Origin of the sequence: Flavobacterium sp. (genome assembly GCF_036741995.1) — a bacterium.
Classification (GTDB): domain Bacteria; phylum Bacteroidota; class Bacteroidia; order Flavobacteriales; family Flavobacteriaceae; genus Flavobacterium.
Map to the genome: position 1 here is coordinate 1 of NZ_DAINRG010000053.1, position 16,363 is coordinate 16,363.

The window sequence follows — 16,363 nt, forward strand, 5'->3', positions numbered from 1 at the left end:
CGAGCGTTTAGGCGGAAAAGTGTTGTATGCTACGGATGATTTTTTTGCCGAAAAAGAGAATTTAATTTTACCAACCCGTGGTGTTTTCATCACCGATAAATATACAGACCGAGGCAAATGGATGGACGGTTGGGAAAGCCGCCGCAAAAGAACTCCGGGACACGATTGGGCGATTATTCAATTGGCCACTTCGGGGAAAATTAAAGGGTTTGATATTGATACCAATTTCTTTTTGGGGAATCATCCACCCCACGCTTCGATTGAAGCGGTAAACCTTGAAAGCACTGACGGAATCACCGATTGGGAAAATGTGAATTGGAAAGAAATCTTGCCAAAATCCCATTTAGATGCCGGTTCACAAAATTTCTACGAGTGTCAAAGCGATGAGATTTTCACGCACTTGCGTTTGCACATCTATCCTGATGGCGGTGTGGCGCGTTTCCGTGTATACGGCGAAGTTTTCAAAAACTGGGATGCCGTTTCAACAGAACAACAAATAGATTTAGCAGCAGCCATCAATGGCGGTCAGGCGATTGCCTGCAACGATATGTTCTTCAGTGCGATGAGCAATCTGATTATGCCAAATCGTGGTGCCAATATGGGTGACGGTTGGGAAACCAAAAGAAACCGAACGCCAAACAACCGCGACTGGGTGATTTTAAAATTGGCTCACAAAGGAACCGTTGACAGCATCTTGGTAGATACGTGTCATTTCAAAGGAAATTATCCGGACAGTTGTTTGATAGAAGCCTGTGTTTCGGATAGCAATGATGTAGAGAATACTGGTAATTGGGAAGTTTTATTGCCGCAACAAAAATTGAGTGCTGACCACGAACACCTCTTCACTTCAGAGCTTAACAAACTAGGAGCCATAACGCACATCCGATTGAATATCTTCCCGGATGGTGGGGTGAGCCGTTTACGAATCTTTGGTAAAATCAATAAATAGTGGGGGTTAGTACATTTATAGTAATTGTTTTGTATGTGTTGTATTTCAGCGTATTGATTACGTTGGGCTATATCTCATACAAAATGCCAGGTTTTTTAAAAGGAAAATCTCAAAAAAATCCGGAAGAAGACGAAGACATCAGAAACACCAGTCTAAATTATTGCTATGCCGGAATGTTGTTGATGATAGTCGGGATTTTAGTCAATACTTATATTTTGGTCAAAGGAACGCCGCTGGAAAGTCACATGATGGAATGGCTCAATATTGTCATTCGTCTGATGCACATTACCTTCGGAATTGCCTGGATTGGGGCTTCGTTTTACTTTGTGTTTTTGGAAAATGCTTTAAACCGAACCGAAGATGTCCGCGACGAATTGGCTGGAAATCTCTGGGCGGTTCACGGTGGTGGATTTTATTATTTGGAGAAATACAAAATCGCGCCAAAGACGATTCCGAAGCATTTGCATTGGTTCAAATACGAGGCTTATTTTACTTGGCTTTCTGGTTTTTGTCTGTTGTTTGTGGTGTATTATTTCAATGCTTCCGCTTTATTAATTGACAAAAATGTTTTAGATATCAGTGCTACACAAGGCATTTTGATTGGCGTTGGCTCCTTCATAGTAGCTTGGCTGATTTATGATGTAATGTGTAAATCATCCTTAATCAAAAATCAACTGGCGTTTGCTTTAGTAGGTTTTGCTTTTTTAATTGGATTTGCTTTCTTCTATTGCCATGTGTTTAGCGCCCGTGCGGCCTATATTCACTTTGGTGCGATGATTGGAAGTTTGATGGTGGCCAATGTGTTTTTCGTGATTATTCCGGGACAAAAGGAAATGGTGCGTTGTGCTAAATTAGGTATTCCGTTAGACCCAAGTTTGGGTAAAAAAGCCTTAGCCCGTTCGTTGCACAATAACTATTTTACACTGCCGGTGTTGTTTGTGATGGTGAGCAATCACTTTCCATCCACATTTGGTTCTGAATATCCGTGGTTGATTTTAGCGATTATTTCGTTGGGAGCAGCAGGAGTGAAGCACTATTTGAATTTAAAGGAAAAGAAACAACTCAACGTTTGGATTTTGCCGGTTTCGGTGGTGATATTGTTGGCCGCTTGTTTCATTACGGCGCCAAGTACCAATCCTTATGAATGTAAAAAAGAAGTCAGTATTACCGAAGTACAGGCGATTGTACAAAAGCGTTGTATCCAATGTCATTCTTCCAATCCGACGGATGACGTGTATAAAACGGCACCTAATGGCGTGAAATATGACGCTCCGGAAGATATTTTTAAGAAAAAAGATTTGATTATGCAGCGTGTGGTGATTACCAAAACAATGCCGCAAAACAATAAAACCAACATCACCGAAGAAGAGCGCAACACCATCCGTTGCTGGATTGAACAAGGTGCGAGCCTAAAATAAAGACGATATGAATTTACTAGCATTTAACACATTGTCCGAAGAAACCGCGAGAAGGGAATTATTTGCCTGTTGTGGCTCGACTCAATGGACATCGGCGATGATGGCTCATTTTCCGTTTGCTTCCGAAAAACAATTGGTGGATTTGTCGGCCAAAATTTGGTACGATGACTGTAACGAATCCGATTGGAGAGAATCCTTCACACACCATCCAAAAATTGGCGATGTCAAAAGTCTAACCGAAAAGTTTGCCGGAAAGGAACAAGCTGGAGTAGCAGTAGCAACTACTGAAACTATAGAAGCTTTGGCAAAAGCCAATGCCGATTACGAAAACAAAAACGGTTTCATCTTTATTGTTTGTGCCACCGGAAAATCGGCTGATGAAATGCTACAGATTCTTTTGGACAGATTAAAAAATTCGCCCGAAGAAGAGCTGCACATTGCCATGGGCGAACAACAAAAAATAAGTATCATTCGTTTCAGAAAATTACTGACGGATGGTGATTTCAGTTTCCTGAAAGTAAGTCAGATTACGACTCACGTTTTAGACACAGCGGTTGGTTTACCGGGAAAAAACATCTCTATTCGATTGCAAGCTAAGCGAAATAATGTTTGGCAAACCATCGCGCAAGGCATCACCAATGCTGACGGCAGGATTCCAGATTTATTACCACAAGAACGAACTTTAAAACCAGCGGGTTATAAAATGGTTTTCGACACCGGAAGCTATTACAAACAACAAAATCTGAAAACGTTTTATCCCGAAGTGGAAATTCAGTTTACTACTTTTGACGAAACGCATTATCACGTTCCTTTGTTAGTCAATCCTTTTGGTTACAGTACTTACAGAGGAAGTTAATACTTCACAACATTCAATAGTTATAATTCAAATTCAAAATAAAATGACAATTCCTTCCAATAAAAAAGAACAATTGTTCCAAAGCTTAAGCCAAGCGAATAATACGTTTAACGAAATTTATCCCGGAGATAGAAGCGAGCGCCAGCCAGTACACACGTTGTATGGCGGAGCCAACCTTTTCAAATCGGATGCACCAATTGCCTTGGGAAATCGCGCCTTGGAAATTTTAGAAACTTATGCACCAAATCATGAAGTGTTTGGAAAAGCTTTTGGCTTGACCGGCGGTAATGATTTCAGCAAACGTATTTATGATAAAGTCGTGGCCAAATTAAAATCGGAAGCGATTGAAGATTTCCGTATCGATTTTGAAGACGGTTACGGAAATAGAAGCAACGAAGAAGAAGATGCCACAGCAGTAACAGCCGCTATAGAAGTAGCCAAAGGAATGGCAGATAAAACGCTTTCACCCTTTATCGGAATTCGTATCAAACCGTTTACCGAAGAAATGAGAGAACGTGGTTTGCGAACTTTAGATATTTTCTTAAGCACTTTGGTAAAAGAAACCGGTGGTAAATTGCCGGAGAATTTTGTGGTGATGTTACCCAAAGTGACCATTCCGGAACAACCGGAAACCTTAGCCAATTTCTTTACGATTTTGGAAGAAGAATTAGGCTTAGCCAAAGGCATCCTGAAAATGGAAATGATGGTGGAAACGACTCAGGCTATCATGGACATCCATGGAACGAATCCGTTATACCGATTTATCAAAGCAGCTCAGGGGCGTTGCATCGCCATGCACTTTGGAACCTATGATTATACCGCCAGTTGCAGTATCACGGCGAAATACCAGGAAATGGATCATCCCGTTTGTGACTTTGCCCACCACATGACCAAAGTAGCGTTGGCTCACACCGGAATCTGGTTAAGTGATGGCGCTACGAACACTATGCCAATTGGCCCACACAGAGGAGATTTGACTGCAGCGCAGGAAGAAGAAAACAGACAAGTGGTGCACAGAGCCTGGAAAAAAGGATACGACCACATTCGTCATTCGTTATGGAATGGCTATTACCAAGGTTGGGATTTGAATCCGGCACAGTTTCCGATGCGTTATGCTGCCGTTTATGCGTTCTTTTTGGAAAGTTATGACGATGCGGTGGATCGTTTAAAAACCTTTGTGGAAAAAGCAGCCCGTGCGACTTTAATTGGTGACGTATTTGATGATGCGGCTACCGGACAAGGATTGTTGAATTACTTCCTTAGAGCCTTAAACAGCGGTGCTATTACGGAAGAAGAAGTATTGGCAACAGGCTTAACATTAGAAGAAATTCGCGGCCGTTCTTTCAAGAAAATTTTGGAAAACAGAAAGGCAAAATAATGTAACTTTGCGCAACTAAAATTAATTACAATGTCAGACGATAAAAAAGTGATATTTTCCATGCAGCGATTAAGCAAATCGTATCAGGGAAGCGACAAACAAGTATTAAAAAACATCTATTTGAGTTTCTTTTACGGAGCTAAAATTGGTATTCTTGGATTAAACGGTTCGGGTAAATCTTCGTTATTGAAAATTATTGCCGGTGTCGATAAAAACTACCAAGGTGATGTGGTTTTTCAACCGGGCTATACCGTAGGGTATTTGGAACAAGAGCCACAATTGGATGAAACCAAAACGGTAATCGAAATTGTTAAAGAAGGGGTGGCGGAAACTATCGCGCTTTTAGATGAATTCAATAAAATCAACGATATGTTTGGTTTGCCGGAAGTGTATGAAGATGCCGATAAGATGGACAAATTGATGGATCGTCAGGCGCAACTGCAAGACAGAATTGATGCTTGCGGAGCTTGGGAAATCGATAACAAATTAGAAGTTGCCATGGATGCCCTTCGCACGCCGGAAGGAGATATGCCTATCAGTGTGTTATCCGGTGGGGAAAAACGTCGTGTGGCTTTGTGTCGTTTGTTATTGCAACAACCTGATGTATTGCTTTTGGATGAGCCAACCAACCATTTGGATGCAGAAAGCGTACTTTGGTTAGAGCAACATTTAGCACAATATGCCGGAACGGTGATTGCCGTAACCCACGATAGATATTTCCTGGATAACGTAGCCGGATGGATTTTGGAATTAGACAGAGGAGAAGGTATTCCATGGAAAGGAAATTATTCTTCTTGGTTAGACCAAAAATCAAAGCGTATGGAGCAGGAAGAAAAAGTAGCTTCCAAACGTAGAAAGACTTTAGAGCGTGAGTTGGATTGGGTTCGTCAAGGAGCCAAAGGAAGACAAACCAAACAAAAAGCGCGTTTGCAGAACTACGACAAACTCTTAAACGAAGACCAAAAAGAACTGGACGAGAAATTAGAAATCTACATTCCGAATGGTCCTAGATTGGGAACGAATGTGATTGAAGCTAAAAATGTAGCCAAAGCTTTTGGTGACAAATTATTATACGATAACTTAAATTTTACTTTACCTCAAGCCGGAATTGTGGGGATTATTGGTCCGAATGGTGCCGGTAAATCGACTATTTTCCGAATGATTATGGGTGAAGAAAAAGCAGATAGTGGAGAGTTTGCCATTGGTGACACGGTTAAGATTGCTTATGTAGACCAAGCACACTCTAACATCGATCCCAATAAATCCATTTGGGAAAACTTCTGTGATGGTCAGGAATTGATTATGATGGGCGGAAGACAAGTGAATTCGAGAGCGTATTTGTCTCGTTTTAACTTTGGCGGAAGCGACCAAAACAAAAAAGTAGCCACGCTTTCGGGTGGAGAACGTAACCGTTTGCATTTGGCTATGACCCTGAAAGAAGAAGGAAACGTACTGCTATTGGATGAGCCAACAAATGACTTAGACATCAATACACTGCGTGCTTTGGAAGAAGGTTTGGAAAATTTTGCCGGCTGTGCGGTAGTGATTAGTCACGACAGATGGTTTCTGGACAGAATTTGTACACACATTTTAGCTTTCGAAGGGAACTCTGAAGTGTACTATTTTGAAGGAGGTTTCTCTGACTATGAAGAAAACAAAAAGAAACGTTTGGGTGCTGATGTGACTCCGAAACGAATCAAATACAGAAAACTGATTAGAAATTAACGAATTACCTATAAAATCCCGAGCAATCGGGATTTTTTTATGAAGAAATCTTCTATATTTGAAAACTTAACTAACCCAATGAGTAAGCCTAATTTTTTTAGTTTGCTATTCTTCCTGCTGCTTTGCATTTCCAAGGCAATGGCACAAGAGCACAAAGCAGAGAAAGCGGTAATTGAAAAATTACTCAACCGTGCCGTTATAGAATTTAATAAGTCTGAATATGATGATGCCTTGGAATTATCCAAACATGCTTTAATTAATTCTTTTGATATCAATGACAACTCTTATATCGCGCAGTCTTATAACACACTTGGAGTTATTTATAATGAATGTTCCCAGTCGAAAAAAGCCATAGAATTTTATAATAAGGCGCTGGTTTATGCCAAAAAAGTTAATAACGATAAACTATACAATTGGATTTACGGCAATTTAGGAAGCGTGTATTATTTCAATGATATCGATGTTTCCAAAGGGATTAATTATTATAATAAATCCTTGTATTATGCTATTAAAACAAAGGATACTGCACAGATAGAATTCACCAAAATCAATCTGGCCAGCGCCTATTTTGCTATTAATAAATTTAGGGAAGGGAATTTACAAGTTGAGGACATCAAAGACAGAATATTGACTAATGGATCTGATGATGCTAAGATGTCGATGCAATTATTGCTTGGGATTTACGCCACTAATAATAATCAAAAAGCCATAGCCGAAGACTATTACTCTAAAGCGGTGCAAATAGCTAAGGACAACAAGTTTGATTCTTTTTTGATTAATATTTATGAAAATATTATTCGTCACTACAAACAATATAAAGAACCCAAAAAAGCCGAAGAGTACAAACAAAAACTGGATGCTCTAAGTAAAGTTGTTTATTCGGAAGACAAGATAGATAATATCAAAAAAGCGGCCGTTCAGATTGAATTGGACGAGTATAAAATCCAGTTGGATAAAATTGAAAAAGTAAACGAAAAACACAAAAAGAGTTTAAAGGAATCCAAACTGATTGTGATTCTTTTCATCGTGATTCTGATTATTTTATTATTGCTGTTGCTCACTTTATACAAAAACATAAAATTAAGAGAACAAGCCAATTCCGAATTGAGAGAAGCCAACGAGGCTCTAAAAATTGCCAAAGAAAAAGCAGAAGAAGCGTCCCAGCTTAAGTCGCAATTTGTTTCCACCATCACCCACGAATTAAGAACACCGTTGTATGGTGTCATCGGGATTACCAATATCATTATGGATGAGCATAAGGAATTGGGTAATAGCCCGCATTTGAAATCCTTGAAATTTTCCGCTAAATATTTACTGTCTTTGGTTAATGATATTCTTCAAATCAATAAAATCGAAGAGAAGCGTATCGTTTTGGAAAGTTTAATTTTCAATCTTACCGATGAAATTACGACTATCAAAAACTCGGTGGAATATATTGCTGATAAAAACAACGACAAGCTCACACTTGAAATCGACACGGCCATTCCTGAATTTTTGATTGGCGATAAGTTGCGACTGTCTCAAATCGTTATGAATTTAGTCAGTAATGCTCTGAAGTTTACCAAAAATGGCGAAGTGGCCATCATGGCAGATTTAAAAAGAGTAGAGGGTAAAACTTATTTTATTGAGTTTAAAATCAAGGATAACGGAATCGGTATTGCCAAAGAAGATCAGGATAAGATTTTTGATAAGTTTGTTCAGATTGAACGCAAAGAAGAAGATTACCAAGGCACAGGATTAGGATTGTCTATCGTTTCCCGATTGATTGAGTTATTTGATAGCAAAATCGAACTGGAAAGCGAGGAAAATGTGGGAACGACTTTCTCCTTTACTATAGGTTTTGAATACGACGAAGAGAAATCCAGAGAAATTATCAATAACATCGATGTTGATTTGTCTTCCAGTTATTTGTATAATATTTTGGTAGTAGAAGACAATAAAATCAACCAAATGGTAACCAAAAAAATTATTCAAAACACTAATATGAGTTGTACTATTGTGGATGATGGATATGCGGCTTTGGTGGCATTAGACAGAGAAGCATTTGATTTGGTTCTAATGGATATCAATATGCCGTTAATCAATGGCTTTGAAACGACACGAAAAATCAGAGAGAAAGGAATAAAAGTTCCGATAATTGCCTTAACAGCTTTCGACAAACAAGAGGTGATGGAAGAAGCTTTGGCGGCCGGAATGAATGATATTATGGTTAAGCCTTTCGAACCGACAAAATTGTATCAAGTCATTACCAACCAAGTAAAAAATAACGAAAACGCCGGTTAATACCAGCGTTTTTTGTTTTTCTTTGAAGCTTCCGATTTTCTGGAATTTGTTCCTTCGGGTTTCTTTTTATTTCTCAAATCAGGTTTTGCATCCGGATTCGGTTCTCCTTCTTTCCAAGGGAATGGATGGTCTTTAATGACTTTCACATCCACCTTTATCAGTTTCTGAATGTCTTTCCAGTACGGCTCTTCGTCTTTGCCACAAAAGGAAATCGAGATTCCGCCATTGCCGGCACGACCGGTTCTGCCAATTCGGTGAACGTATGTCTCAGGAATGTTCGGCAAATCAAAATTGATTACATAAGGCAAACTCTCAATATCAATCCCACGAGCGGCTATATCAGTTGCTACTAAAACCGAGATTTCTTTGTTTTTGAAATGATCTAAAACACGTTGTCTGGCAGTTTGTGATTTGTCTCCGTGAATGGCTTCAGCATTTACGCCTTGCTTTTTTAAAGCTTTGACCACATTGTCAGCGCCATGTTTGGTTCTGACAAAAACCAAGACATTGTTTAAATTTTCATTGCGAATCAAATGGTATAATAAACCGCGTTTGTCTGATTTGTCAACAAAATAAATTTGTTGTTTGATAATTTCGGCTGTTGACGATACCGGCGTAACCGAAACGTATTCCGGTTTGTTCAAAAAGGTATCTGCCAATTCGCGTATAGCCATGGGCATCGTTGCCGAAAACAATAAGGTTTGTCTGTTGGTTGGCACCAATTTCACAATTTTTCTAACATCATTGATGAAGCCCATATCGAGCATCAAATCGGATTCGTCTAAAACCAAATAATGCAGACTGTCAAAATCGATAAAACCTTGCTTGTGTAAATCCAGTAATCGTCCTGGTGTGGCAATTAGCACGTCAACACCTTTTTTTAATTGGTCAACTTGTGGCACTTGCGAAACACCGCCAAAAACAGTTAACTGTCGGATATTGGTATATTTTCCATACGTGTCAAAGCTTTCGCCAATTTGAACGGCTAATTCTCGGGTTGGAGTAACAACTAAGCAACGAATTTCTTTGGTTTTTTTTGACGAACCTATCATTCGGTGAAGGTTGTGTATAATAGGAATAGCAAAAGCTGCTGTCTTTCCGGTACCGGTTTGTGCGCAACCCACTAAGTCTTTCCCAGCTAAAATAAAGGGAATCGCTTTTTCCTGAATGGGCGTTGGGCTGGTGTATCCTTCTTCAAAGACGGCTCTCTGAATACTTTTGGATAATGATAAATCTTCGAATAACATAAAATATACTTACTATTAAGTGTAAGTCGCCGCAAAGATAAGGTTTTTAATTTTGGCAGTACTTATAGGGCTAATTCCTTTCGGGATTTGATGAAATCGGTAACCAAATAGCCAATCAGTTTGCCGATTAGGTGGTTATTTTTTTCTTCGCCCAATTCGGGAGCACCTTCGCAAATGTGAATATAAGCAGCATTTTTGCTTTTGCCAAAAAAGGAAACAAACTGACGCAGTTCTTCTACCGAGAAACCACTCATGGTCATGGCGCTGCTGGCAATATTGGGCAAAGCATCCAAATCAATTTCGATGCCGTAAGCGTCATTTTTGATAAAGTCTAAAGCCGTGTTGAGTTCTTGTTGGAAGTTCTTTTGTTGACGCACTTTGATTTCGTCATAGGTATTGTAATTGACTCTGTCTTCCATTTTTTTCAGAATGTCAATCACGTTTTTGGAAGTATAATTCTCGTGCAGCCCGAAGATGAAATATTTCTTCAAAAAGCCTTCTTCATAAGCATACGAAAAACCGTTGCCGCTGTGTCTTCCTTCCAAAATCCTGAAATCGGAGTGCGCATCAAAGTTGATGGCATTGATGGGTTTCCCTAATCCTAACGCCGTTCCTTTGATATTGCCGTAAGCATTGTTATGACCGCCACCAATGATGATTGGCGTTTTATCACATTTAATTATAGAAGTTACAATATGAACTACGTCTTTATCAATTTTTTCCACCAAAGTACTCAACAGTTTCCGATCAGCCGTTTTGTGAAAATCTAAGTCTTTGGCCAATTCCATTTCTTCTGCTACATCAAGCGTGCCGAGTATGATAATTTGGCTGCCTTTACAAAAGCGATTGTGCTGAATGTTGGCGATACTGCTAATGGCACTTTTCCAGGCAGAAGCGGCTCCAGGCCGACCAAAATTGGCACGCACACCAACGTCTTCCGGAATGCCAAACAGAACATATTTGGCCTCGCTGTTTTTGATAAATTCGAGCGGATTTTCTTCTTTGGGAATGGTAATCATTTTTTCGCCAAATTTTACTTCTCCACTTCGGTGATTGGTGACTTTGGCTAAATCCGTAATTGAAAAAGGAATTACTTTCTCCATTTGAAAAAATATTTTCTCAAAAATATAATATAATTGCTTATCTTACGTTACTATACTAAATATTATTAATTTTGTTTAATAAAAATTCATACACATGGAAAATCAAAACAGTAATTCAAAGCTCAAAGGTATAATTGGATTATTAGCCGTTTTATTAGTGATTAGTTTGATTTATATATTCAAATTAACGTCAGATGCCAAAACATTGCAAACCACCGTTACCACTACAAAATCTGAAAAAGAAGCCGTTCTGAAAGATTTAGCAGATTTGAAAACAACGTATGATGCAGCCATTGCTGAAAACACCTCAATGTCGGATGAATTAATTGCCGAAAGAGACAAAGTGGTTAAATTAATGGATGATTTGAAAAAGTCAAAAGGAGATAATGCCTCTTTACAGAAATACAAAACGCAATACAAAGCTTTGGAAGGAAAAATGAAAGATTTGATGGTTCAGGTGGATAATCTGAAAAAGGAAAATCAAACCCTGACAACAAATCTGGACAGTACCAAAGTGGTTTTGGAAGATTCTAAAAAATACAATCAAGTCTTAGTAGGACAAAACGAAGAATTGGCCAAAACAGTAGAAAAAGGTCAAAAATTAACCGTTACTAATCTGAAAACTGCGGCCTACAAACAAAGAAGCTCCGGTAAACAAATCGAAACGGATAAAGCCAGCAGAGCTGATTTACTTCAGGTAAGTTTTACCATTGCTGAAAACAAGATTGCCAAATCAGGTGATAAAACCTATTATGTTCAGGTGATTGATGCTAAAAACAATGTGTTGGGTGATAAAGAAACGATTTCGTTTGGAGATACTTCTTTGACTTATAGTTTCACTACCACTGTTAAATATGAAAACAAAACCGTAGATGTAAAAGAACAATTACCAGGTAAAGATTTTGCCAAAGGAACCTATTTCGTCAATGTTTTTGACAAAGGCGAATTAGTATCAAAAAGCAGTTTCAGCTTGCGATAAGAGGATAATTATAAAGGTTAATAGAAAAAAGTCCCGAGCAATCGGGACTTTTTTTATGGTATTATCTTTCCGTCAAGGATGACTTGTTCAATTTGGTTGCTGCCAAAAGCATAAGGCAATTCATAAAATGAATGGAGCGGTTTGGTAATGATAAGATTCGCTTTTTTACCAATGGTGATGCTTCCGTGAGTCGCTGAAATCCCCATAGCGTAAGCTCCGTTGATAGTGGCTGCATTGATGGCTTCTTCGGGCGTCATTTTCATTTTGATGCAAGCCGTGGCTACCACAAAATTCATATTTCCAGAAGGTGTTGTACCCGGATTAAAATCGGATGCCAGCGCTAACGGTAATCCGGCGCTAATCATTTTTCGGGCAGGTGTATAAGGAATGCTGATGAAGTAGGAGCAACTCGGTAAAGCTACAGCGATGGTTTCGCTGTCTTTTAGCGCTTCGATATCTTCATCGGTTACAATTTCAAGGTGATCAACCGAAAGAGCGTTGTGTTTGACGCAAGCGGCTATTCCGTTAATGGCCGTAAACTGATTGACATGTATTTTGGAACGCAAACCATATTGTTTTCCAGCTTCCATAATTCGTTCGGTTTCGGTAACTGAAAAATATCCGGTTTCTAAGAACGCATCAATATAATCAGCCAGTTTTTCTTCGGCAATTTTTGGCAACATTTCATTGATGATTAAATCGATATACCCCGAATGATTTTCTTTGTATTCTGTCGGGAAGGCATGAGCTCCAAGGAAAGTAGCTTTGATGGTGATGGGATAATTGGCGGCTAATTTTTTAATAACGCGCAGCATTTTCAATTCGCCTTCCACTGTCAAGCCGTAACCCGATTTGATTTCGACGGCTCCCGTTCCTTGTTGGATGATTTCTTCGAGTCTTTTTTTGGATTGGTTGTAGATTTCTTCTTCGGCAGTTTCGTTGAGTTTTTTAGCCGAATTCAAAATACCACCACCACGATTGAAAATTTCTTCATAAGTCAACCCATTGATTCGGTCCACAAATTCCTGCTCGCGATTGCCGGCATAAACGATGTGTGTATGACTGTCACACCAAGAGGGAAGAACTATTTTTCCATTGGCATCTATAGTTTCTATATTGAGTTTTGGGCAATTTTCCATAGCACCAAAATCGGCAATAGTATCATTTTCGATCAAGATAAACGCATTTTTAATCGAGGGCAAAACCGCCATTTCCTTTCCGGAAACTTTATCGATGGGCGTTTCTCTGACTTGCAATAATTCTTTTATATTGATAATAAGCGTTTGCATAAAATGATTTTTGGTAAAAATAGTTTGAAAAAAAGAAATATTCTTAAATTTAAACAAATTTAGAATTCGTGAGAAAAATTAAATACAAAAAGGGAAGAAAAGTTCAGCCGACTTTACTGGAATATACCGGGATTCACAAATACACACAAACCGAAATTCAGTTGTTTGTGTATGACGACCCTGATTTGGCGGAGTATCATGAATTTGATATCAGCGAAATGCAAAAGCATGTTGATTTTAGTAAAACCAATTGGCTGAATGTGCATGGTTTAAACGATCCGCAGGTGATAAAAGCCATTGGCGATTATTTGGGCGTTGATAATTTTATGCTTTCGGATATTTTAAATACTACCAAAAGAACCAAACTCGACGAATATCACGACACTTTATTCTTCAACGTGAAATCGCTTTTACCGGAAGAAGACTCGAATAATATCAATGTGGAGCAAATTAGTTTTTTGTTGAAGAACGGTATTTTGGTTTCGTTTCAGGAAAAGCGAAGTGACTTTTTCACCCACATTCGCGAACGCATCAGAACGCATTCGGGCATTGTGAGAACAAAACAAGCCGATTATTTGCTGTATCTTTTGCTGGATGCGATTATGGAAAACTTCTATATTACCATCGAAAATGAAGAAGACAAAGTAGAAGAGCTAATCAATTTATCAAAGGAAAGCACCAACCTTTCTATATTGGAACAAATTGAAAAGCATCGCGATAATTACAACTTTTTGAAACGTTCTATCATTCCGTTGCGCGATTCGTTGTATTCGATAAAAAGCATCAAGGATGACAATGTTTTTAATGCGATTGAGCCTAATAATTTTACTTTTTTCGAGCGTTTGCATCAAAAATGTCTGGAGCTTTTGGAACAAATTGAATACGATTTAACGACTTTGGACAGTGCCGCCAATTTCTTCTTTTCGTCCCAAAGTCATAAGATGAATGAGGTGATGAAAACCTTGACGGTGGTTTCGGTTTTCTTTATGCCATTAACTTTTATAGTAGGCATTTACGGAATGAACTTTGAGAATATGCCCGAACTGCATTGGCAATACGGCTATTTCATCATCTTGGGTTGTATGTTTTTGTTGCTTTTGGGAATGGTTTATTATTTCAAAAAGAAAAGATGGTACTAAGCTTTTCGGTTTTTCAGATTCATTTTTAAATAAAACAATCCTAGAACTCCGGCAATAAGTGACGAAAGCAGAATTATGATTTTGGCATTGTCAATATGTTCGCCATCAGAAAAGGAGAGTAGTGTTATGAATATTGACATAGTGAACCCTATTCCACCCAAAATACTAGCGCCTAAAATGGATTTCCAATTTAAATCATCGGGAAGTTTTCCAATCTTTAGTTTTACGGAAAGATAGCTAAAGAGCCATATTCCAATGGGTTTCCCAATAATTAATCCCAAAGCGATTCCCAAAGTATAATTATAACTTAAAGCATAATGCCAATTGGAATTTACTATAATGGCTGTGTTAGCCAAGGCAAAAAGCGGTAGAACAATAAATGCTACGGGCTTGTGTAGAAAATGTTGTAAAACGTAGGAAGTTGATTTTTCATTTCCGTTTCCAAAAGGAATGGCAAAAGCTAAAAGAACTCCCGTAATGGTAGCATGAATCCCGGAATGGAGCATAAAAAACCACATCACTATTCCACCAAGTAAGTACGGAATTAAGTTGCGAACTTTTAATCGGTTCAATAAAAGTAAAAAGGCAAAAATACCCAAAGCTAGTAGTAGATTGGACCAAATTAAAGTTTTGGTATAAAAAATGGCAATGACTAAAATGGCTCCCAAATCGTCGATAACCGCTAACGCCGTTAAAAATACTTTAAGTGAAGTAGGTACTTTATTTCCCAATAATGATAAAACGCCGAGGGCAAAGGCAATATCGGTAGCCATGGGAATTCCTGCTCCCGACTGTGTCGAGGTACCATAATTTAAAAACAAATACAATCCGACAGGAAGTAGCATGCCGCCAAGCGCAGCAGCTATAGGCAACAAAGCATTTTTTAAATTTGATAATTCTCCGATGTAGACTTCCCTTTCTAATTCTAAACCAATTAGTAAAAAAAATAGAGTCATTAGTCCATCGTTTATCCAATATTCAATAGGGTGATTGCCTAAAGAGTAGTGCCAAAGGTGTAAATAACTTTCACTCCACACGGAGTTGGCCAAAACTAAAGATAAAATGGTGCAGGCAATAAGTGTAAAACCACCCGCTTTTTCACTATCCAGAAATTCCTTGAAAAGTTTGGTTACTGTCATTTTTCAAAGATAAAAAAAGCTCCTCGGATGGAGGAGCTTTTTCGGTGTTTGATTATATTCTTGTTGGCGTTTAATTATAAAGCTGTAATAATAAATTGACTTCTTCTGTTTAATTGGTGTTCGGCTTCGGTACATGGTACACCGTCAGCACATTTGTTTACCAATTGCGTTTCGCCATATCCTTTGGCTGTTAAACGATTGGCAGCAATACCGTTTTTGATTAACCATTCTCTGGTTGATTTAGCTCTTCTGTCTGATAATCTTTCGTTATATGAGAAAGAAGCACGGCTATCGGTATGCGAACGAATATCAATTTTCATTGTTGGATATTGTTGTAAAACATCTAGTATTTTAGCTAAATCGATAGCAGCATCCGGACGGATGTTCCATTTATCTAAATCGAAATAGATCAGGTTAATACCAAATACATCGGCTAAATCACCACCAATCGGAATAGCTTTTTCTGTTTTTTCCAGTTCGATATTAAGTTCAGTTTTACCGGAATCACTTCCTATAATTACCGGAGATTCTTTGGTGTTGTATCCTTCAAGCGAAGCTCTTACATAATATTTAGTGCCACATTCTACTTCGGTAAATTCATATTTGCCTTGCGCATCAGATACTGTTTCTTTTAATTTATTGAATTTTTCATCCATTAAAATAAGGGTAGCTCCCGGTAATATTGCTTTTGTTTCAGCATCTGTAACTACACCAAACAATAATTGCTCACACCAAATAGGTCTGGTTTCCACAAATTTGTAGATATCATCACTTCCTTGTCCGCCATCACGGTTAGAACTCAGGAATCCTTTTTTGGTTTTAGAATTGATAATCAGCGCAAAATCATCTTTCGGACCA

13 protein-coding genes are annotated in these 16,363 nt (G+C 38.5%); 8 read left to right on the top strand and 5 right to left on the bottom strand.

What is annotated here, in order from left to right:
- The 6 genes from alc to V7D82_RS11835 form a co-directional block, all read left to right on the top strand.
- The coding region (alc, locus tag V7D82_RS11810) for an allantoicase (RefSeq protein WP_333601184.1) at positions 1-949 on the top strand (949 nt) is incomplete at its 5' end.
- Positions 949-2,367, top strand: coding sequence for a urate hydroxylase PuuD (locus tag V7D82_RS11815; protein WP_333601185.1), 1,419 nt, complete (start codon positions 949-951; stop codon positions 2,365-2,367). The genes alc and V7D82_RS11815, both read left to right, overlap by 1 nt.
- Before the next feature lie 7 nt (positions 2,368-2,374).
- Entirely contained in the window at positions 2,375-3,223 is an 849-nt protein-coding gene (gene uraD, locus V7D82_RS11820; protein WP_333601186.1) for a 2-oxo-4-hydroxy-4-carboxy-5-ureidoimidazoline decarboxylase, read from the top strand.
- A 43-nt stretch (positions 3,224-3,266) separates the two neighbouring features.
- Positions 3,267-4,601 carry a DUF6986 family protein gene (locus tag V7D82_RS11825; protein ID WP_333601187.1) on the top strand — a complete coding sequence of 445 codons (1,335 nt, stop codon included), beginning with the start codon at positions 3,267-3,269 and terminating at the stop codon, positions 4,599-4,601.
- Between the two features lie 30 nt (positions 4,602-4,631).
- A complete protein-coding gene (gene ettA, locus V7D82_RS11830; RefSeq protein WP_333601188.1) occupies positions 4,632-6,326 on the top strand; it encodes an energy-dependent translational throttle protein EttA in 1,695 nt (564 codons plus the stop codon).
- 78 nt (positions 6,327-6,404) lie between these two features.
- Positions 6,405-8,609, top strand: coding sequence for an ATP-binding response regulator (locus tag V7D82_RS11835; RefSeq protein WP_333601189.1), 2,205 nt, complete (start codon positions 6,405-6,407; stop codon positions 8,607-8,609).
- Here the strand turns inward: V7D82_RS11835 and V7D82_RS11840 are convergent.
- Positions 8,606-9,856 (bottom strand): DEAD/DEAH box helicase, encoded by a 1,251-nt coding sequence (locus V7D82_RS11840; protein ID WP_333601190.1) that lies wholly within the window; start codon positions 9,854-9,856, stop codon positions 8,606-8,608. The genes V7D82_RS11835 and V7D82_RS11840 overlap by 4 nt on opposite strands.
- 62 nt (positions 9,857-9,918) lie before the next feature.
- Positions 9,919-10,959, bottom strand: coding sequence for a formimidoylglutamase (locus V7D82_RS11845; protein WP_333601191.1), 1,041 nt, complete (start codon positions 10,957-10,959; stop codon positions 9,919-9,921).
- 94 nt (positions 10,960-11,053) lie between these two features.
- Here V7D82_RS11845 and V7D82_RS11850 point away from each other — a divergent pair, with 94 nt between their 5' ends.
- Entirely contained in the window at positions 11,054-11,938 is an 885-nt protein-coding gene (locus tag V7D82_RS11850; RefSeq protein WP_333601192.1) for a hypothetical protein, read from the top strand.
- Between the two features lie 53 nt (positions 11,939-11,991).
- Here V7D82_RS11850 and hutI read toward each other — a convergent pair whose 3' ends face one another.
- Positions 11,992-13,227 (bottom strand): imidazolonepropionase, encoded by a 1,236-nt coding sequence (gene hutI, locus V7D82_RS11855; protein WP_333601193.1) that lies wholly within the window; start codon positions 13,225-13,227, stop codon positions 11,992-11,994.
- Positions 13,228-13,295: 68 nt separating this feature from the next.
- On the opposite strand from hutI, the gene corA reads away from it, so the two are divergent.
- A complete protein-coding gene (gene corA / locus V7D82_RS11860) occupies positions 13,296-14,366 on the top strand; it encodes a magnesium/cobalt transporter CorA (RefSeq protein ID WP_333601194.1) in 1,071 nt (356 codons plus the stop codon).
- On the opposite strand, the gene nhaA is transcribed toward corA, so the two are convergent.
- Together nhaA and V7D82_RS11870 are read right to left on the bottom strand one after the other, a co-directional pair.
- Positions 14,363-15,505, bottom strand: coding sequence for a Na+/H+ antiporter NhaA (gene nhaA / locus V7D82_RS11865; protein ID WP_333601195.1), 1,143 nt, complete (start codon positions 15,503-15,505; stop codon positions 14,363-14,365). The two genes, corA and nhaA, sit on opposite strands and share 4 nt — an antisense overlap.
- Positions 15,506-15,579: 74 nt before the next feature.
- Positions 15,580-16,363 (bottom strand): OmpA family protein (locus V7D82_RS11870; protein WP_333601196.1); only part of this gene is annotated, 784 nt, incomplete at its 5' end.